At 35.5% G+C, this 19,973-nt stretch carries 20 protein-coding genes and 4 pseudogenes; 16 read left to right on the top strand and 8 right to left on the bottom strand.

Translation table 11 applies throughout. From position 1 onward, the window contains the following. Window positions 1–105 precede the first annotated feature (105 nt). From OPR43_RS01880 to OPR43_RS01815, 14 genes are all read left to right on the top strand, one after another. The gene (locus tag OPR43_RS01880; RefSeq protein WP_265035198.1) at window positions 106–477 is read left to right on the top strand and encodes a head decoration protein; all 372 of its coding nucleotides are present in this window, start codon (window positions 106–108) and stop codon (window positions 475–477) included. A 29-nt stretch (window positions 478–506) separates the two neighbouring features. Then, window positions 507–1,511, top strand: coding sequence for a major capsid protein (locus tag OPR43_RS01875; RefSeq protein WP_265035197.1), 1,005 nt, complete (start codon window positions 507–509; stop codon window positions 1,509–1,511). After that, the gene (locus OPR43_RS01870) at window positions 1,511–1,822 is read left to right on the top strand and encodes a head-tail joining protein (protein WP_265035195.1); all 312 of its coding nucleotides are present in this window, start codon (window positions 1,511–1,513) and stop codon (window positions 1,820–1,822) included. The genes OPR43_RS01875 and OPR43_RS01870 overlap by 1 nt, the downstream gene beginning before the upstream one ends. Further along, window positions 1,815–2,333 (top strand): phage tail protein, encoded by a 519-nt coding sequence (locus OPR43_RS01865; RefSeq protein WP_265035194.1) that lies wholly within the window; start codon window positions 1,815–1,817, stop codon window positions 2,331–2,333. The genes OPR43_RS01870 and OPR43_RS01865 overlap by 8 nt, the downstream gene beginning before the upstream one ends. Further along, the gene (locus tag OPR43_RS01860) at window positions 2,330–2,809 is read left to right on the top strand and encodes a hypothetical protein (RefSeq protein ID WP_265035193.1); all 480 of its coding nucleotides are present in this window, start codon (window positions 2,330–2,332) and stop codon (window positions 2,807–2,809) included. Before OPR43_RS01865 ends, OPR43_RS01860 begins: the two co-directional genes overlap by 4 nt. Beyond that, the gene (locus tag OPR43_RS01855) at window positions 2,796–3,260 is read left to right on the top strand and encodes a phage baseplate assembly protein V (protein ID WP_265035192.1); all 465 of its coding nucleotides are present in this window, start codon (window positions 2,796–2,798) and stop codon (window positions 3,258–3,260) included. Before OPR43_RS01860 ends, OPR43_RS01855 begins: the two co-directional genes overlap by 14 nt. Next, a complete protein-coding gene (locus OPR43_RS01850) occupies window positions 3,261–3,515 on the top strand; it encodes a PAAR domain-containing protein (RefSeq protein WP_265035191.1) in 255 nt (84 codons plus the stop codon). Window positions 3,516–3,517: 2 nt separating this feature from the next. Next, the gene (locus OPR43_RS01845) at window positions 3,518–3,853 is read left to right on the top strand and encodes a GPW/gp25 family protein (protein ID WP_065095147.1); all 336 of its coding nucleotides are present in this window, start codon (window positions 3,518–3,520) and stop codon (window positions 3,851–3,853) included. A 2-nt stretch (window positions 3,854–3,855) separates the two neighbouring features. Continuing rightward, window positions 3,856–4,650 carry a baseplate assembly protein gene (locus OPR43_RS01840; protein ID WP_265035189.1) on the top strand — a complete coding sequence of 265 codons (795 nt, stop codon included), beginning with the start codon at window positions 3,856–3,858 and terminating at the stop codon, window positions 4,648–4,650. Next, on the top strand, window positions 4,650–5,810 hold the full coding sequence (locus OPR43_RS01835; RefSeq protein WP_265035187.1) for a phage tail protein: 1,161 nt from the start codon (window positions 4,650–4,652) through the stop codon (window positions 5,808–5,810). The genes OPR43_RS01840 and OPR43_RS01835 overlap by 1 nt, the downstream gene beginning before the upstream one ends. 167 nt (window positions 5,811–5,977) lie before the next feature. Continuing rightward, window positions 5,978–6,715, top strand: a complete 738-nt coding sequence (locus OPR43_RS01830) for an ankyrin repeat domain-containing protein (RefSeq protein WP_265035186.1) — start codon at window positions 5,978–5,980, stop codon at window positions 6,713–6,715. A 38-nt stretch (window positions 6,716–6,753) separates the two neighbouring features. Next, complete coding sequence (locus OPR43_RS01825) at window positions 6,754–7,227, top strand: ankyrin repeat domain-containing protein (RefSeq protein ID WP_265035184.1); 474 nt, start codon at window positions 6,754–6,756, stop codon at window positions 7,225–7,227. Window positions 7,228–7,231: 4 nt separating this feature from the next. Next, on the top strand, window positions 7,232–7,663 hold the full coding sequence (locus tag OPR43_RS01820; protein WP_265035183.1) for a DUF2924 domain-containing protein: 432 nt from the start codon (window positions 7,232–7,234) through the stop codon (window positions 7,661–7,663). 10 nt (window positions 7,664–7,673) lie between these two features. Beyond that, window positions 7,674–9,164 (top strand): recombinase family protein, encoded by a 1,491-nt coding sequence (locus OPR43_RS01815; RefSeq protein WP_265035181.1) that lies wholly within the window; start codon window positions 7,674–7,676, stop codon window positions 9,162–9,164. Window positions 9,165–9,622: 458 nt separating this feature from the next. Here the strand turns inward: OPR43_RS01815 and OPR43_RS01810 are convergent, their stop codons facing one another. From OPR43_RS01810 to OPR43_RS01795, 4 genes and pseudogenes are all read right to left on the bottom strand, one after another. Next, window positions 9,623–10,714 (bottom strand): hypothetical protein, encoded by a 1,092-nt coding sequence (locus tag OPR43_RS01810; RefSeq protein WP_265035179.1) that lies wholly within the window; start codon window positions 10,712–10,714, stop codon window positions 9,623–9,625. A gap of 136 nt (window positions 10,715–10,850) precedes the next feature. Further along, window positions 10,851–11,064: pseudogene (locus tag OPR43_RS01805) on the bottom strand (transposase); the annotation flags it as partial. Window positions 11,065–11,929: 865 nt separating this feature from the next. Then, window positions 11,930–14,650 (bottom strand): cytoplasmic incompatibility factor CifB, encoded by a 2,721-nt coding sequence (locus OPR43_RS01800; protein WP_320157472.1) that lies wholly within the window; start codon window positions 14,648–14,650, stop codon window positions 11,930–11,932. Window positions 14,651–14,778: 128 nt separating this feature from the next. Then, a protein-coding gene (locus tag OPR43_RS01795) for an IS5 family transposase (protein ID WP_265029708.1) occupies window positions 14,779–15,611 on the bottom strand; the annotation gives its coding sequence in 2 pieces (ribosomal slippage) (window positions 14,779–15,245 and window positions 15,245–15,611; 834 coding nt in all). 123 nt (window positions 15,612–15,734) lie between these two features. Here OPR43_RS01795 and OPR43_RS01790 point away from each other — a divergent pair. Next, window positions 15,735–16,594, top strand: a protein-coding gene (locus OPR43_RS01790; protein ID WP_265023390.1) for an IS630 family transposase whose coding sequence is annotated in 2 segments (ribosomal slippage) — window positions 15,735–16,056 and window positions 16,056–16,594 — 861 coding nt in all. Because the reading frame shifts where the segments join, the coding sequence is not laid out codon by codon here. A gap of 61 nt (window positions 16,595–16,655) precedes the next feature. Here OPR43_RS01790 and OPR43_RS01785 read toward each other — a convergent pair. Together OPR43_RS01785 and OPR43_RS01780 are read right to left on the bottom strand one after the other, a co-directional pair. After that, window positions 16,656–17,204, bottom strand: a pseudogene (locus tag OPR43_RS01785) (cytoplasmic incompatibility factor CifB); the annotation flags it as partial. A gap of 86 nt (window positions 17,205–17,290) precedes the next feature. Continuing rightward, a complete protein-coding gene (locus OPR43_RS01780) occupies window positions 17,291–17,785 on the bottom strand; it encodes a hypothetical protein (protein WP_320157471.1) in 495 nt (164 codons plus the stop codon). Between the two features lie 114 nt (window positions 17,786–17,899). Between OPR43_RS01780 and OPR43_RS01775 the strand changes: the two genes are divergently transcribed. Next, a protein-coding gene (locus OPR43_RS01775) for an IS5 family transposase (protein WP_265029708.1) occupies window positions 17,900–18,732 on the top strand; the annotation gives its coding sequence in 2 pieces (ribosomal slippage) (window positions 17,900–18,266 and window positions 18,266–18,732; 834 coding nt in all). Window positions 18,733–18,755: 23 nt separating this feature from the next. Here the strand turns inward: OPR43_RS01775 and OPR43_RS01770 are convergent. Continuing rightward, window positions 18,756–19,688, bottom strand: a pseudogene (locus OPR43_RS01770) (cytoplasmic incompatibility factor CifA); the annotation flags it as partial. Window positions 19,689–19,796: 108 nt separating this feature from the next. Beyond that, window positions 19,797–19,967 (bottom strand): annotated as a pseudogene (locus OPR43_RS08480) (pyrimidine dimer DNA glycosylase/endonuclease V); the annotation flags it as partial. Between the last annotated feature and the right edge of the window lie 6 nt (window positions 19,968–19,973).

Here is a 19,973-nt window from a genome sequence, read left to right as displayed (position 1 = left end):
TAAGTGTCCAAAATGCGCCATAATGGCTAATTATAAGGTAATAACCGCGGTGTATAGCAATTGTAAACGCGGCGGTAAAAAAATAAAAAAAGGAGAGAAAAAGGTATGACAAGTATAACTGAACAAAATAACCTTGGTGACCTATTAAAGTATGAAGCATCAAGTCTATATTCAAGAGACCAAATAACAGTAGCTAAAGGTCAAAATATTAAACTTGGTGCAGTAGTTGCCAAAAAGACGGACGATGGTTTTATTAGAGTACTTAATCCCATTGGAACAGATGGCACACAAACAGCAATAGGTGTAATAACAAGTGATGTAAACGCAACGGAAAACACCAAAGCAGTAATCATTACTCGTATAGCAATGCTAGCAGATCATGCAGTTGTATGGCCAGCAAATATCACTGAAGAGCAGAAAACTGCAGCAATAAAGCAACTTGAAGGACGAGGGATCATCATCCGCAAAGGGGTCTAGTAAATAATAAAAAACATAAAGGGGAAAAAATGCAAAATCCATTTACAAATACAGCATTTAGCATGACGGCACTAACAAATGCGATGAATATATTGCCGATAAATTATGGACGTGTTGAAAATTTAAATTTGTTTCCAAGTAGGTCAGTAAGATTTAGACATATTACCATAGAAGAACACAACGGAGTATTAAGTTTACTACCAACGCAAGTTCCAGGAGCACCAGCAACAGTGGGAAAACGTGGCAAAAGAAAAGTAAGAACGTTTACAATTCCACATATTCCTCACGATGATGTAGTGTTACCAGAGGAAGTACAAGGAATAAGAGCATTTGGATCAGAAAGTGAACTGAAAGCGCTGGCAGATGTAATAACTGATCATTTGCAGCTAATGAGAAACAAACATGCAATAACATTAGAGCATTTGCGAATGGGAGCGCTCAAAGGAATAATTTTAGATGCTGATGGGTCAGAATTATTAAATCTGTACAACGAATTTGAAATAACACCAAAAGTAGTAAATTTTGCACTGGGAACAGCAACAACAGATGTAAAACGTAAGTGTCTGGAAGTATTGCGGCATATTGAAGACAACTTAAGTGGTGAATATATGACCGGGATCCATGCCTTGGTAAGTCCTGAGTTTTTTGATGCACTCACTTCGCATAGTAAAGTAAAAGAAGCATATGAAAGATGGCAAGAAGGTGCAGTGCTAAGGAATGATATGAGGTCAGGATTTACATTTTGCGGAATCACATTTGAGGAATATAGAGGGCAAGCAACAGATCCTGAAGGAACCGTGAGAAGATTTATAGAAAGAGATACAGGGCACTGTTTTCCAGTAGGAACAGCAAGTACATTTACAACATATTTTGCACCAGCAGACTTTAATGAGACAGTAAACACTCTTGGACAGCCACTCTATGCAAAACAAGAGCCAAGAAGATTTGATAGAGGGACCGATTTACATACACAGTCAAATCCTCTGCCAATGTGCCATCGTCCGGCAGTTTTGGTAAAAATTAGTTCTAGTTGATGAATATAGTGAGATTATTAGAAGATTGTTTTGAGCATTTAGGAGTGGAAGCCACATACTGTAATAAAAATAAGGAGAGTATTCGTAAAATAAAAGTGCTAATTAAACGTCCTGACACTACGTACTCTCTAGGTACAGATGGAGCATTAACTCAGCAAATTGCTTCTATAGAAATACGTGATCAGGACGTTACTTCCTTTAGCATAGGTGATTATATCAAGATTGAAAAAAGGTTCTACAAGATTTTTGAACCACCGTTAAAAGATTCTTCAAGTAAAATATGGAAAATTGAGGCAATAGAAAGTGTTTGATATAAAAACTAGTAACAATATTAATGAAATAATCTCCAATATTGATAGAAAAGAGCAGAAAATAAAACTGGCAGCTATAAAAGCGCTGAACAAAACAGCAATATGGCTAAAATCAAAAGCAGCTAAGGAAATCAGTGAGGAAAAGAAGATAAAATTAAGTTTGATAAGAAAGAGATTAAGAATTTTTAAGGCGAAAACTAGCAGATTAGAAGTGTTAATTAGAGCAAATCTCTATGACATTAGAGCATCGGCAATTGGCAAAATACAAAAAACAAGAAGAGGATCGAAAGTAGGAAAGCACCAATTTATAGGAGGATTTGCAGCAGTTATGCCAAAAGGAAATAGCGGTATGTTTAAACGTGAAGGAAGGGCAGCATTGCCAATACAAGAAGTAAAGCTACCACTGGAACCAGAAGGCTCAAGAATAATAAAAGACCTTGTTAATTATGAGAGTGAGAGAGAGTTTGAGAAATACTTTAAGCATGAGCTAAACTATATTTTAAAGGTATGACAAAGTTCTGGATAGATTTACATCAAGCAATTTGTACTACACTGAAGAAAGAAATCCTAACTATACAAACATGCGAAGTATACCCGACGATAAGAAAAGAACTGTTAGCACCAGCGGTATTAGTAGAACTTAGTAGTCTTGAAAAAGGAAGTGATCCAGGAACAGGTGAACTAGCTCTGAGGGTAAGATTTGAGGCAAGAATAGTAGTTGATAGTACTATAGAAAATGCCCCTATTATTGTCAGAACATTAGCTGCTGAGGTTGCAAGAGTAGTGAACAAGAATACCTGGGAAAAGAATGTATCTCCGGCTGAATTTCTTTCTGCAGAGCCTGATGGATTTAGACCCGAATTAGATGCATATTTGGTGTGGATGGTTGATTGGAGTCATCAGCTTCATTTAGGTAAATCAGTATGGGAAGAGGGGAAAATTAAACCACATACAATAAACGTAGGAAATATAAATGTTGGATCATAGTTTTGCGATTTCAGAGCTAAGTAGAAAATTAGCGAATATCATTCGTATAGGAGTTGTAAAAGAAGTAGATTATGAAAAAGCAAAAGTAAGAGTGAAAATAGGCGAATTTTTAACAGATTATTTACCATGGATAACGAGTAAAGCAGGAAAAGATAGAGATTGGTGTCCTCCAGATATCGATGAACAAGTAGTTATACTTTCCCCGCTGGGAGAATTATCTTTAGGAGTAGTACTTCTTGGAATATATCAACAAAAGTACTCTGCTCCAGAAAATAAAAAAGAGGTGAGTAGCTTAACATTTCAAGATGGAACAAAGTTGTCATACGATAAAGATAAACATCATTTAGAGATTGAAGTAGTAGACAAAATAACACTGAAAGCTGGGGAATCGAGCATAGAGATGACGAAGAGCGAAATAAAACTGAAAGCAGATAGAATAAACCTTAATTAAATGAATAAATCGGTTGTACGAGTAGGAGATTATTGTGTAGAAGTAACACCGCATTTTTGCATTAGTGGGAGTAACAATGTTTTTGTAAATGGTAAGCCAATGTGCAGACAAGGAGACAATTTTAGTGAAGGAAGAGCATTAACTGAAGGATCAAAAACAGTGTTTGCAAATGGGTTTGGAGCGGGAAGAGTAGGAGATATAGTTTCATGTGGGTTTAAAGTAATAAAAGGCAGTGAAAACGTGTTTGCAGGCTAAAAATGAAAGGGATGGACTCCAAAACAGGAAAAGAATTAGAAGGAATAGAACATCTGAAACAATCAATAATTGATATACTGACCACTCCTATTAACAGTAGAATAATGAGGAGAGATTATGGGTCAAGACTATTTGAATTAGTAGATAAGCCAATAAATAGAGATTTAACTTTGGAAATCTATTCAGCAGTAGCAGAAGCTCTACAAAGGTGGGAGGAAAGATTTAAGCTAGAAAAAGTAAAAATGACAGAGGTGAAAGAAGGAAAAGTAACGCTTGACCTAGAAGGATTATACTTACCAAGCGGGAAAAACATTCATTTTGATGAAATTGTAGTTTAAAGATGCAGCAGCTAAATATTGTAGAAAAGCTAAGTTATGAAGAAATCTTTTCGAGAATGAAAGAAGAGTTAGTCCGTAGAGATGAAACCTTTTCAGGATTAGTAGAATCGGATCCAGCAATGAAAGTTCTGGAGGTAGCAGCATGGCGAGAACTTTTACTCAGACAAAGGATAAACGAAGCTGTAAAGGGTAATTTACTTAAATTTGCAACGGGAGAAGATCTTGATAACTTAGCTGAATTTTATGGAGTAGAGAGAGAAAAAGAAGAAGAGGACGAACGATTTAGAGAAAGAATAAAAGCAAAAATAAAAGGCTGGAGTACAGGAGGAAGTAAAGAGTATTATCGTTATCATGCACTGTCAGCAGATAGTAGAGTAAAAGATGCATTAGTAGAATCACCTATACCAGGAAAAGTACAAATTTCAATTTTATCAACACAATTATCCACAACTGGCATAGTGTCAGAAGAACTACTTGAAATTGTAAAAAAGCAGGTTACTAGAGATGATATAAGAGTTTTAACCGATACAGTAACAGTAATTGGCTGCAATATTATGGAAATAGATATTCACAGCAAAATGAGCATAAGTTCTGTAATATCAAAGGAGGAAATCAAGAAGCAGTTCATTAAGAAGTTTGAAGCAAATAGAAGGCTGGGATGGAATGTTACAAGATCTTGGATAATAGCAAATTTGTTTGTAGAAGGTGTAGAAAACGTAGAATTAATAGAGCCAAAAGAGGATGTTGTGGTGCTAGGTAACGAGTGTGCAAATTTGCGAAATTTAAAGATTGAGTAATGCTATTACCCCCAAACGCAACAAAGCAAGAGCAAGCATTGGTTGATGCAACAGATTATAAGGTTGATCCGAGCTGTATCAGAGGATTTAAGTTTAGTCTTAAAGAAGAAACATTGCCGTGGATAATAGAAGAATATGGTTTAGAAGAAACACTGCGCTGGGTAAAAGATAGAAGAAAAGCCATAGTAGAAGGAGTAAAATTTCAAAGACTGAGAGGAACACCTGCATCACTTAAAATAGCGCTCAAATGGGCAAATATAGAAGATATTACAATTATTGAGGAGCCACCTGGTAAACATTTTTTCGAGTTGCAAATAGGAATAAGAGATGTTCCAAATAACTTTTTTGTAGATGCAGTAGTAGAACTTGCAAAACTATCACTACCAGCAAGATCGCGGCTAATGAGGATTTTCAATGATTATTACAACGTTGACAGGTTTATATTAGATAAAAGTATATTCGGCAGCTTATTATCAGATTATTCAGGTAGAAAAGTTGAAAAGGATGGACCAGTACTGTCATTTGGTAGAAAGAATACATTTGAGCTAAAGATCTTAAATCCAAGTTTTAAGTTTAGTACTTTTCGTGTTCATTATGAGCAGGCATTTAGTAATGACATATATCGGTTAGATGTGGCAGTACTTGGAGAAACAGAGCCTCACATAAAGGATTACCAAGGCATTTATGAAAGAAGTCATCAGTGGTATAACTTAAAAGCACTATATCCATTACTACAGAGCTTATTGCCAGAAATTAAGTTTGCGAAAGCGCAGATAGTATTATCGGATAGTTGGAATTTAGGAGAAATAAACACATGTTTTCCAGTTGGTAGTATAGAGGAAAGAGGGAATAAATTTGTATTGGGAAGCGATAAACTTTCAGGGCAACATTGGAGTTTAAAACACAAGCCAATTTTAGAAAGATTCAGCATTATCCATCGTTACAAAGTAGAAAATTATACAGATCAGAAGGTCAGAAAATATGTTTTAGCAGAACACAACGTTTACTATAAAAATGACTCAGATTCAGAGCAAAAAGACTCAATACACGAATTAGAAAAGCACATTTTAGTATTTTACCCGGGAGTACTGAAGTGGCACGAACATCGACATTTGCACAGAAGTTGGAAAAATAGTCAAGCAATATGTTTAATAAGTTAAATACTTATATTTAGATTCTCATATATTATATTAATAACAGGTAAAAGTGTATGAAATAAAAAGAAAAAGACTTGCTTTCTTATGCTAAAACAGACATGACTTGAATAGCAGCAGGTAAATATAAGAAATTTGTCTGGCGCTAGAAAAGCTAATTTTGTGAGGTAAGTATGAAGTTCAGTGAGGAAAAGAGAGAAGCTTTTAATAAGTCATTTTATGAATTATTAGAGAACTCGTTTAAGAATATTAATGAAAAAGATGAAAAAGGGGAAACAGTATTGCACCATGCAGTGGAAATCTCCGATTGCAAAACAGTAAAGTTATTAATAACAAAAGGAGCGGACATCAATGCAAGAGATAAAAAGGGTTATACACCACTGCACTGTGCAGTATTCGCAAAAAGTTTAGAAAATGTAAAAGTGCTGCTAAGGGAAGGAGCAGAAGTAAATGCTACTCAATATGTTACTGGATGTACGCCACTGCACTCTGCGTGCAAAATAGGAGGAGCAGGAGTTGAAATAATAAAAGAGCTAGTAAAAGCAGGAGCTGAGGTTAATCAACTGAATAAATATGGTGCAACACCAATGTACTATATCTGGGAAAGTGAAAAGTATCGTCTATGTGATAGCAAAGAAAGTGAAAAGGCAAGTAAATTTTTGAGAGAAAAAGGAGGAATAACAAAAAGTAGAGAACTGACGTGCTATGGAATAGAGGGGCTAGTGGGAGAAATAGCAGACATGTTGAATGGGAGCTACATGCCGGAGCTAAAAATAATAGAGATAGGAGAAATAAGGAAGAGAGACAAATCGCTAATAAAGGAAGAATGTAAAAATTTAGCAAGCAAAATAATGAGCCAAGTGAACGAAATGATAGATGAGGTAGAAAATGTAGTAGGAAGAAAGGCTTAAAAAGGGGACTTGATTTTAAAGAAAAGGTGAGGTGGATTATGTTAAAGATTGGCAAATTTAATAAATCAGCAAAAGAATTATTAGAGAACTCATTTAAAAGTATTTATGCAAGAGACGAAAAGGAAAGAATAGCTCTGCATTATGCAGTAGAAGCAAAAACAGTGAGTTTATTAGTTGAAAAAGGAGCGAATGTAAATGCAGCAGATGTAGAAGGATACACAGCACTGCATCTAGCGGTAACGGAGAAACGTCTAGAAACCGTGAAAGAGTTGATAAAGTCAGGAGCAAATGTAAATGCGGAAGAATATGGCAATAAATGCACTCCATTGCACCTTGCATGTATGGTAGGAGAAAAAGAAATAGTGGAGGAGCTAGTGAAAGCTGGAGGAGAAATAGAGCAAGCGGATAAATTTGGAATGACAGCGATGGATTATGCGAAAACCAGTAAAGAAGTAACTGAAGTATTGAAGAAAGAAATAGACAGAATTGAAAAGCTATTTATGAAGGGCTAAAAATATGGAGAAAGAAATAGAAAAGAAAGTAATGAATTTAGAGAGAAAACCTTTGAATGAGCTGAGAAAAATGTGGAAGAAGGTATTTGGAAAAGAAGCGCCTAGATACTCAAAGAAATATCTGATACCAAGATTAGCTTATAGAATGCAGGAGGAAGCGTATGGAGAAATGTCAAGAAAGGGGACAAAAAGACTAGAGTATCTGGCAGATCGGCTAGAGAAGGGAAAAAGAATAAGTAGTGACAAATTGCCAGTAGCAGGAACAGAGTTGATATTGGAGAGAGGTGAAGAGACGCATGCGGTAATGGTAACAGATAAGGGTTTAATCTACAGAGAAGAATTTTTCACATCATTATCAGCAGTAGCCGGAAAAATAATGGGAATGAGCTACAACGGGCCTTTATTATTTGGGATGCGTGATAAAAATGGGAGCTGAGGAGGAGAAAATGCTAAAAGAAGTAAGATGTGCGATATATACGAGAAAATCAAATGAAGACGGACTAGAACAAAAGTTTAACAGTCTTGATGCCCAGCGAGTAGCATGTGAAAAGTACATAAAGAGCAGAGAAGGCTGGGTAATATTGGCCAAAAGGTACGATGATGGAGGATATTCAGGAAAAAATTTAGAAAGACCAGCGATAAAGGAATTATTTGCAGATGTTAAAGGAGGAGAAGTAGATTGTGTAGTAGTATATACATTAGACAGACTATCAAGGGAAACAAAAGACAGCATAGAAGTTACATCATTTTTTAGAAGGCATAGAGTAAATTTTGTAGCAGTAACACAGATATTTGACAATAATACGCCAATGGGGAAGTTTGTACAAACAGTGTTATCAGGAGCAGCACAATTAGAAAGAGAGATGATCGTAGAAAGGGTAAAAAATAAAATAGCAACATCAAAAGAGCAAGGGTTATGGATGGGTGGAACTGTGCCATTTGGGTATGATGTAAAAGATAAAGAATTAATAATAAATGAGAAAGAAGCAAAGACAGTGAAGCATATATTTGAAAGATATTTGGAGCTGAAGTCAATGGCAGAGTTGGCGAGAGAGTTGAACAGAGAAGGATATCGAACAAAATCAGATATTTTTAAAAAAGCAACAGTGAGAAGGATAGTAACAAACCCAATATATATGGGAAAGATAAGACATTATGAGAAAGAGTATGAGGGAAAGCACGATGCGATAATAGAAAAAGAAAAATGGCAAAAAGCACAAGAATTGATAAAGAATCAACCATATCGAGGAGTAAAATATGAGGAAGCGCTGCTAAAGGGGATGATAAGGTGCAGATGCTGCAAAGTAAACATGACGCTGACATACTCAAAAAAAGAAAATAAAAGGTATCGATATTATATATGCAATAACCATTTAAGAGGAAAAGGTTGCAAGTCGATGAACCGAACAGTAGTAGCGGGAGAAGTGGAAAAAGAAGTAATGAAGAGAGCTGAACGCCTATATGAAAATTTGGAAGAAAAAGCAGAAGAGTGGAAAAATTTAAGTTTTGGAAAACAGAAAGAAGTGGTGAAAAAATTAGTAAAGGGAGTAATGGTGAAAGAAGATGGAATAGAGGTAAGTTCAGAGGATAAGGTAGAATTTATACCAATGGGGTTAAAAAAGAAAGGAAACAAATGCACAGTAGTAGAGCCAGAAGGGAAAACAAATAATGCGCTACTGAAAGCAGTGGTAAGAGCTCATTTGTGGAAACGTCAGCTAGAGGAAGGAGAATATGCAAATATAAAAGAGCTGAGTAAGAAAATAAACATAGGTACAAGACGTATACAGCAAATTTTAAGGTTAAATTATCTAGCTCCGAAAATTAAAGAAGACATAGTAAATGGAAGACAGCCAAGGGGTTTGAAGTTAGCTGACTTGGGGGAAATACCGATGCTGTGGAGTGAGCAATTAAAGAAGTTTTACGGCTTAGAATCTTAATTTACAAAAGCAATAGGCAATGGAAAAGACTATGTGCCAGAAAACCAATACTTTAAAACAAAGAATGGAGGTAAGCTAGTGTTACAGGAACTGACACTTAATTATGTAATAAAAACAGTGATAATCTTAAACATACCTGCTCATTTTTTGAAATATACCCTAACACCATACCCCTCAATCTATAAATACATTATGTACAGTAATTAGCATGAATAAAAGCAAATGCAAGTATAATTTTTCTAACTTTGATATTTTTTAGAGAGTTGTGTTCTCCTACTGTAGCTTCATATGACTTTGAGCCTGCCATCATATACATTTTACCAGTACAATCTACTATATACTTAATTTGATATGTAAATTCTCAATAACCCTCATCTTCCAGGAAGATCATCTGAGAGAACTTGTATCTTATTATTCTATCTCCTTCATATCTTTTTCCTTAACTTGACGCGTATGGTTTATTTAACTCCCATGTTATTCACTATGTTTGAATAGTGGGCATCAATTTTTCCATCAAATCTCTTTTTCTCTTCCATCTTAATTCGTTTCAACCAACTCTGTCTTACTTCTCCATTAGATTGACTCGTCGATTGAGAAGGCATATCCTCTGTCTTCTCATTGTCTGATGGCTGTTCTAGTGTCGTTTTTTCTAAATATCCTGATGGCTGTTCTAGTATCCTTTTTTCTAAATATCTTGGAAGATTTCTACTTCTTTTATGATACGTTAGACCTTCACTTACACCATTTTCTTTAATTTCTTTCATGAACTGGGCAAACGTATCACGAGTTATACCAAACTGATTATAAGATTTTGTTACATCGACATTTAGTACATCCCTATGAGCTGAAAGCTCTCTCTTATTAGAAAGCTTTTTAGGTACATAATATTGTTCTCCTTCTTTTTTGGTAAAAGTTATATAAGGTATTTCTTCAGAATTAGTAACACATCTTTCAGTCATCGATTGTAGTATCAAATTTTCTGCTGTATCCTTGGATATTACACTTGTACGAATGGTTTGCCCGTGTGCATCGAACAAATACCTTTTGAATAAATGAATTGCATGCATAAGGTGCACAGCAGCATTAAAAGGCATTTCGAGCTGACGATCATTATACTGTGAGAATCCCTCAGATAATTTCTTAAGAAGCTCTATTGAGTTTTGTAAGAACTGAATATCTTTTTTACGTTCTCTTAATCTTGACTGTGACATAAAATCTTCTGCTCTTTCAGGATTATCAATACCTATAAATAACATCTTTTTTGCTTCCTTCTCCTTTATTTCTTTTGTAATCTGTTCTACTATCTCATCCGCACTTCTCTCCTTTCCTTTTTTCTGATTCTCTTCTATTATCTTTTTAGTACGCTGTATAATTTTCTCTTGTTTCTTCTTACCATATATCTTTATATCGTCGCCAACATATAATCTTTGATTTGGTCTCGCTTCTGCTCTATATATAGTCACCTTATCTGTTTTAGGCATCACTAAGTTCTTTTCACTTAATCTTGATTCTGGACTAGAAGATCTATTTCTGTTGGTATTTCCTTTCATATGGACCTCACTAAATTAACATAACTATTCCAGTATATAGATATAGATATCAATTTTTCATTAACACCAATTTCGTATAAATTATTGCACGCACTAAAATCTATTTACCATCTCTGAAAATTTGCTAAGAGCCTGTTTAAAATCTTTTCAAGAGTAGAGAAGTGAAAGCAAGAACGACAATATGTAGGCTGGTGTTGATTTTTCCACAATCGTCTACACTTCTCCAACCAAGCAAAAGATCTCTCAACAACCCATCTTTTCAGCAATACAGCAAAGGTGTGTAATTCGCTGCGCTTTATCACCTCAACAGTTGCACCAATGATTGCTTTCATCTGTAGACCTGCTGCAAAACAAAAATGGAGTATTTTTTAAGGGTTAAAAATTGACCAGGATAATATGCTTCTTTTCTGTAATATACTTTAAAATCAGATTTTTTTTGAAAATAGACTACCATAAGAACAGCAACTTTCCTTTTGCAGCAGGTCTAGTTTTACCATAGATCAACAAAATTGAGAAGCACCAGCTGTATTTAATATTACTATTATAGGAATATGATGGATTATGCTTTAAAGGAGTGCAAAAACTGCTGAAGCTTATACAGTAACCTGCGGAACCACTTCAGCAGAATAAACAAATATATGCCAGTATCAGTAGAGAATTATTTATAAGTCAACTAACTTTTTAAAAAAATATTTTAGTAAAAGTACCATGCTAGTTAGTGTTATAAGGAATTGAATTATTTACCCCTTTAAAAAAGGTCATACATTTGCGAGAACAAGCTGCACAAAATAGGGTTGTGAAAATAAAAGTGTGAAATTTTTGCAACAAAGCTAAGTAAATTAGTTCGTACGTAGATTTAGTGAAAATGAGCCAATGTGGCTAGTTTTAGTGTATAGTAAAGTTACTATACAAGAAAGTTCGAACGTATCACATGGTAGACCACGCGATTCCAAGAAAAAATCTTCTCACGCTAGCTGATTTTTGTTGCTGGAAATGGTTGCATCATTTAAATTTATTAATGTTATACACTACCAAATTAATAGTTGCTCATTTAAGAACCTCCTTCAACTTTACCCAACTCGACACATATACTTTTTGAAACATTGCTGCAAGTAGAAAAAAACAGGTTACCCACCTTAACTTCTTTAAATTTGCTCACAATCTTTACTTGATGCATAAGGTTTTTGTTACACTCCTTTCATCTACCGATTACCTCTACTTACCGCCTTTACCTTTGCTAAGGTCAGAAACACGACTAGCTTCAGGACCTTCTAAACTCGACTGTGGCAGGTCACCAAAATTACTGGAATCACTAACACCAAGCGATATAGGTGCTTCTACTAATCCATACCCTCCTCCTACTCTGTGATATCCTAATTCTAGATAAGTACGTAGTAATGGATCAATTTGTTCTCTATTTTGAATGTATGCTTGCAATTGCACATCTTGAAATCCCGGATCATTCCTGAATAATTGTGAAATGCCCACTCTTATGTTCTGAAAGTAATTTCTATCTCTGTTTGGGTGGCCTCTTCCAAGAAAATCGCGTATTATATTTATGATATTCTGCACTTGCCCAACAGGATTTTCGTTTAGAACTCGATTAATATCACTAGCATTTTCTAATGCCCATAAACCACAATTCCAACCATCTGTTTGCTGACTAACAGAAACATTATTAATCCTGATATTATTTCCTAAGTTATTTTGAATGATATCAGTAATACCACCTGGAACAGCAGTAGCAGTTGAATCAGCATAGTACCCAACATAGTTCCCATTTTGACGTTCAATCACTAGTGTAACCCAATGAGTATTATTTAAAGTAATGATTAAAGTTAAACGCTGTTGTTCTTCATTTTCCCTAAATTGATTTAATACTCTAACAATGTGCTCGTTACCGTCATTCCTTGCCAAATTAGCTACTTCAAAAGTGTGATTACCTTCAGTACGAAGCTGATATCGCAATCTTCCAGCGTGAGCTATATCAATTTGTTGAAGCCAGTAATCATAATGTCCATTTCTCGTCGCAAATTCTAGTGTAAGTAGATCATTTACTTCTATCCCTTGATTTCTAAGAATATCTCTTATTTGTCTTCTTATCTCTTGTGCTGTAGGAATGGAATTATCACCTCCCCTTATTCTTGACCTTAGTATTTCTAGGAGTTGTTGTATACTACCTTCGAAGGTAATAATACTAACACATCGATTATCACCTAGATCAAACGGTAAAATCCGGTTCCGTCCGGGATTTTCTCGAATATAATTTATTAAATTTTCACGAGTCTGATCTGATAATAGACCCTCTGGTGGATTTTCATCAATAACACTTTCAGGTCCCACTAATACTCCTGGTCTTGAGTCACGACCACCACGATCAAGTCTATGTACATACTCTTCTCTTCCTATTCCTTCTGGAATAGATATAAGACCTTCTACTCTCCCTGCACCTGCATTAAATATAAGAGGAAATAAAACCACCTCATTTCCAGAAGTAATAAGCAAATATCCTCTTTGCTTGTTCATAAGTTCTTTTATTCGATCTTTTGCGTTATTCTCCTTTTGTGCTACTTCTTCTGCATTATTAGCAAATCCTAATACATATACAATCGGATGAGTATCTGGAGCATTCTCCGTAGATTGTCTTAATAATAAAAGGTCTAATCTCTGTTCTGTAATTCTTGTGAGTATTGCCCTTTCTCCTTCTTCTTCCTGACCCCTTTTCAAACTATATGTTTGACCAACTTTATACATAGCAAGCACTTTATAAGGATTATCACTAGCATAAAATGTACCATGTAGTATAGAACGAAACTTATCCTCACTATTAACATTTATTGCGTCCCGAAGTGGCATCAATATTCCAGAGATCTCTTGAAACAGCTCTCCATGCTGACCTACATCTTGCCAGCCATCATCCATAACTCTTTCTGAAATACCATGTACATTTTCAGCATTAGGTACTTGTACAAGATCACCATCAAGAAAATTATTTGCATTATTATTTTGGTAATCGTGATATAAACCAAGGTCATTTGGTTGATCAATATCTAGCTCAAATTGGTCATTAAGTGTGCATGAAACTTCCCATACATGAACATTATTTCCATTAATATTAAGATTTTCTAAATTGATTGCTCCTTGTTGTTGTGCATCGTGAGCTCTAATATGAAGTATAACTATATCAGAACCTTCAGCATGAAAGACCATAGTTAAACATCTTAAACCCTCATCACCATGTCTAAATATGTATTTTGTTATAGGTGCTTCGTCTTCTTCTTCTAGTTCTAAAGGGTGCCTATCAAAAGCACTACTTCCAAAAGTAAAACCAGTTATACAATCAAATACTCTGTTATAATTATCTGCATTTCTTGGTATTTCACCAGGAAGATGTTGAAGCAAGAAATCTCTAATATTCTCTCCAACCTCTTCATCTTCTATATACTCAAACAATCTTTGTACTAAAGGAAATCTATCCTGTTGAAGCCCTACTGTATCAACACTAAAAGGATCTAGATTTAAATTAAAATTTAATCCAACACAGACAGTATTTCTTGATTCAGTATGGATAGGTATAAATGAAAAAACATGCAATCTTTCAGCGTGACTTCTGGCGCGGTTTAATGCGATATTGGACGGTGCCCTTGTAGCAAGATTAACAACAATAGGAATATTTTCTCTTTCTGCTTGGTGACGTACAAGAAATGCAACATGTGAGTTTCTAGGAGATAAATCAAGATCGATGCCTATTGTGTAGCGATGACTAAAATTTGCTAAAAACCCTAGTAAAAACCCGTGACCCTCAAATTTTTGATCGCGATTTTCAATATTATTTTCTAGTACTTGTCTATAATTATTATAGATGCGAGTTATATATGGCAAGATTTCCCTGTGTATTCTATCTCTTACATTTTGTCTTTGGTTACTTGTTAGCACTTCTATAAAATCACCAATCCTCTGCTGACCTGGTTCTACTCGTGTAAAATTGACTGACCTACCAAGTTGTCTAAGCTGATTTTGATCGAGTTGTATTCCATTTAGAGGTTGTCCGGAAACTAGTAAACTTAGGCATATTCCCTCCGTAACATAACCCTACTCATAGCCAGATATATGAAACTTTCAGTAGATGTTGTAAGTAAATCGTACTCTTTTGATAGTCTTCTATTCCTATTGATCCAAGCAAAAGTCCTTTCTACCACCCACCTTCTCGGCTGTACTAAAAATCCAGGATCCCGTTGTGGCAATAGTTCTAGTGGTGTATCTTTATGCACCCAAAACCTACATGGAGGCCTTTTCACAATTTCAATATCTATGCCATATTCTTCCTCTATATGGGTTTTTAAATCTTTTCCTTGGTACCCCATATCAGCCCACATTTTTTTTACTTTAGTATATTTTGTTCTCATATTGTTTAATGCTATTTTAATACCATCTCTATCATTTTCATTAGCAGCTCCTACGTAACAACTTAGTATAAAACCCTGAGTATCTGTAATTATATGTCTTTTTCTCCCCTTTACCTTTTTCGCACCATCATAACCTTTGACCCCCCTTTTTCCGTGGTTTTTACCGACTGACTGTCCACTATGCATGCGCTCGGCTCTTCATTTCTTCCCATTTTTGACCTACTATATTTAGTGATATCATAGTTCATTTTCTCAAAAATCCTCTGTTTCTTCCATTGCCTAAACTGCTCATATACAGTCTTCCATAGCGGAAAATCATTTGGTAAATACCGCCATTGGCACCCTGTACGCAATACATAGAAAATTCCCTCTAACATTTTTCTTTTACTATATTTTGGCGGTCTTCCTCCTTTTTTGTATGATACTCTGAAGTACTTCTCTATTTGTGCCCATTCCCTTTCACTTAGATCTGTTGGATACTTTTTTCTCATCTTTACCCCATACTAAAATTTCAAATATCATAGCCTTTTACCTGTTTCCGGACAACCTCTTATAGCACTTCTCATAATAGTCCAAAAAAGGTAAGATATGGATTTATAGTAGTGATGGTAAGCATGCCAGCAGCATATAGTTATGACTTAAGGAAAAAGGTAATGGAAGCATTGGATGAAGGAGAGAGTGGAGAAACTGTTGCCAAGAGATTTAAGATTGGAAAAACAACTTTATATGAGTGGAAGAAAAGACGTGAGAAAACGGGAGATTTTCAGTCAAAAAAGCCTGGAAGCGTGGGCTATAACCATAAAATTACCGACTGGAATGCATTTACCGAATTTGCAAATGAGCAAGGTGGTAAAACTCAGTCAGAGATGGCTAAGCTTTGGGGCAATATTAGTAGACAAACGATTCATCGAGCACTTAAAAATATAGGATTCACAAGAAAAAAAAGACCTACGGGTATAAAGAAAGAAATGAGGAAAAGCGAGCTCAATTTGCAAGGGTTATAGCGACAAAAGAACCTAAAAACTTAGTGTATATAGATGAGTCTGGCATTGATAACACTGAAGACTACCCCTATGGGTATTGCCAGAAAGGACAGCGGTTTTATGCCCTAAAATCTGGAAAGAAAACTCAACGAATCAGTATGGTTGCAGCCTTAAGTAGAAGAAAGATAGTTGCTCCATTAACCTTTGAAGGCCACTGTAATATGGATGTTTTTAATGGATGGTTTGAGCAATTTTTGACACCAATCTTGGAACCTGGACAAACTGTCATTCTTGACAATGCTACTTTTCATAAGTCTGATAAGATTATCGAGCTTGCTAAAGGAGTTGGTGCAGAAATTTTGTATCTGCCTCCATATTCTCCAGATTTCAACAAAATTGAGCATTATTGGTTTGCTATAAAAAACAGAGCCAGGAAAAACATTCCTCTATTCGAATCCTTTCGTCGTGCTGTTGATTCTGCCTTCCTATGACCTGTTCGGACTATTATGAGAAATGCTATATTTCCTGAATTGTTAATCTGTGATCTCCTAAGAGTTGTCTAATAAGACTAATCTCAGATGCTGAATACTTGGCAAATTTATCTCTACCTCTAAAATCCTTTTCACGAATCGCCTCGAATACTATTGCAATTGCCTCTCCCTGACTCTTGCCCTTTCCATGCATGCATACTTTATATTGCTCAAAATTTAGGTCTTCTGCCCTTAAATTCGGATTTTGCCGTCTAATCTCTTGCACTAGAGCATTTCTCTCCCTTGTACTGAACCTTAACCCATCACTATTAGGACGATCAGAAATACTGTAACATCTGATAACTTGCTGTCCGTCACGATTATGAGTTAAAATAACAACTTTCAGATTTCCTGTATTTCTATTTCTACCACGTGTATCAATACTATGATTATCAAAACGAAAATACATTCTCTCATTTGCATTTAAGATATTAGCATCATGTGCAGTAGCAAACATACTAAAAAAGAATACAGGAAGGAAACGACCTGCACTTACATGATACAAGAAAGATGGACATTGATCTAAAAAAGATTCAAATCCTTGTCTGAATCCTTCAAGATCTCCATCCACCAAACTCCTAATAAGTCCATCACCATTACTCATACAAAATACCCCTTATTTACTACGACCAGAAACACCAAGAGTTCATAAGTGGATTACTTGTTACCACTAAGCGTAAAGACGCTTTTTTTCTTATAAGAAGAAACACCACTTACACTAGGAGTTCCAAGCTCAGACTGCGGACCATCATCAACTGGCAAAGTTGTTTCCTTACTACCATGAGCTTTAGATCGTGACCGTAAATTATTCCAAGGACCATCACCTACAGGACCAAGAGGTAGAGTTGTTTTCTCTAACTCAGAGAATAACTCTTCTGCAAACAGACCGTAATCTACATTTACTCTTTTACCTTCTCTACCACATAATCTAAGGTTTTCTATCATGACTTCTTTAAAAAGTTCAAACTTTTCAGGAAAGCAATCTTTGGCAAATGACATCATATCTAATATTTCTTTTTTCTCTATTTCTTTTTCTTTATCAGTCTTATAAATGTCTTCTCGTCTCCAATTGACTATTAACTCTGCAAATACACCACTTGTAGGAACTGTATAATTAGAAGTATTAACAGCAGCTTTTCTGTATTGATACAAGCTACCACATTCCCAAAATTCCATAATAAGAGATCTAGCTTGAACATTTGATTCAGAGGTTGTCCGGAAACAGGTAAAAGGCTATGATATTTGAAATTTTAGTATGGGGTAAAGATGAGAAAAAAGTATCCAACAGATCTAAGTGAAAGGGAATGGGCACAAATAGAGAAGTACTTCAGAGTATCATACAAAAAAGGAGGAAGACCGCCAAAATATAGTAAAAGAAAAATGTTAGAGGGAATTTTCTATGTATTGCGTACAGGGTGCCAATGGCGGTATTTACCAAATGATTTTCCGCTATGGAAGACTGTATATGAGCAGTTTAGGCAATGGAAGAAACAGAGGATTTTTGAGAAAATGAACTATGATATCACTAAATATAGTAGGTCAAAAATGGGAAGAAATGAAGAGCCGAGCGCATGCATAGTGGACAGTCAGTCGGTAAAAACCACGGAAAAAGGGGGGTCAAAGGTTATGATGGTGCGAAAAAGGTAAAGGGGAGAAAAAGACATATAATTACAGATACTCAGGGTTTTATACTAAGTTGTTACGTAGGAGCTGCTAATGAAAATGATAGAGATGGTATTAAAATAGCATTAAACAATATGAGAACAAAATATACTAAAGTAAAAAAAATGTGGGCTGATATGGGGTACCAAGGAAAAGATTTAAAAACCCATATAGAGGAAGAATATGGCATAGATATTGAAATTGTGAAAAGGCCTCCATGTAGGTTTTGGGTGCATAAAGATACACCACTAGAACTATTGCCACAACGGGATCCTGGATTTTTAGTACAGCCGAGAAGGTGGGTGGTAGAAAGGACTTTTGCTTGGATCAATAGGAATAGAAGACTATCAAAAGAGTACGATTTACTTACAACATCTACTGAAAGTTTCATATATCTGGCTATGAGTAGGGTTATGTTACGGAGGGAATATGCCTAAGTTTACTAGTTTCCGGACAACCTCTCAGGATTTTTCAACATCACATCTGAAAGAGAGGAAAGAAAAAGCTCATAGTCTCGCTGTGAGAATATTTTGTCCGAACAGTCTCCTCCTGCTGAAACGCCTTTATAACACCAGCACTGTACCAAATCATGAACCGTATCAAGAAAACATGACTCTATTAATTCAGCAAGAAGAGCATATACTCCCTTATCTTTCTGCAATAATTTCTGTAAAAGAGTATCTTTATCGACTATCTTATTTACACAAAAATCTAAAATAGGAGCATCTTTCTCAACAGATTGAACGCGGGACAGAGCAATAATAGCTTCTGTAAGTTTCTTTTCCTTATCTTCTTCTTTTAAATGATTATAAAAATACTCTACTCCTTCGCTCCACTTAAGTTTTACAGCACTGTCAAAACCTTCTGACGCGTTACTTGGTTGCTTTAATCCCCCAGATTCTCTATCGATCCAGAAATCAAACACAGGACCTTTCCTCTTTATGCTATCTAGTAACGAGTTTCGTACGTATTTGCCAATTTCAGTTTCAGTTTTACCATCAAATGCACCAGGAGGAAAATTGTTCCTATAAGATTCAAATCTTTTTTGAAAGAGTGGATGAATTTTATCTACTACACAGTAACTACAAGCCATCTCATATTTGCGAAGTGGATTATCTATTCCACCTATTTTCTCTTCAGTAAACCTTTGACCTAAAGCAGCATTATCCAACCTTACACCTGACCAGCAACCTTCATCTTGGAATACATTGTGCAAAAACTTCAACTTATCACCCTTAAAGTATTTTATGTGCTCCATAAAGTTATCTTGAAGGACTCCCACCCACCTCTTGATAGCTGACTTCCTCCCGGCAGCAACTGTTGGATCTGGATGTTTAATAGCTTCCTGTAATTTTTTGGACATCGTAGCCCGAAGCTCTTTCTGTGTTGGCATTAACCCCTCCTATTAAGGATTTATATAAAAAAGGCATTGTACAGACATTAGAATGGATTGCAATATTAAAATTACTAGAATAGAGGGTTTAATAAAAAAACGTTATGGCTAAAACTTCTTTTCTTGAATTTTCTCAATATAATCAACAGAAAACCCTGTTATTTCAGCAATAACATCAATAGAAACACCCGCCTTGAGTGAATTTTTAGCCACAGCTATTTTAGCCTGTTTTTCGCCCTCTTCCCTGCTTTTTTCATGTCCGATTTGGATGGCTTCTTTATTTAT

This window comes from Wolbachia endosymbiont (group A) of Apoderus coryli (assembly GCF_947251615.1).
Classification (GTDB): Bacteria; Pseudomonadota; Alphaproteobacteria; order Rickettsiales; family Anaplasmataceae; genus Wolbachia.
Note: the sequence above shows the minus strand (reverse complement) of the source record. Positions and strands in the feature narration are given on the sequence as shown.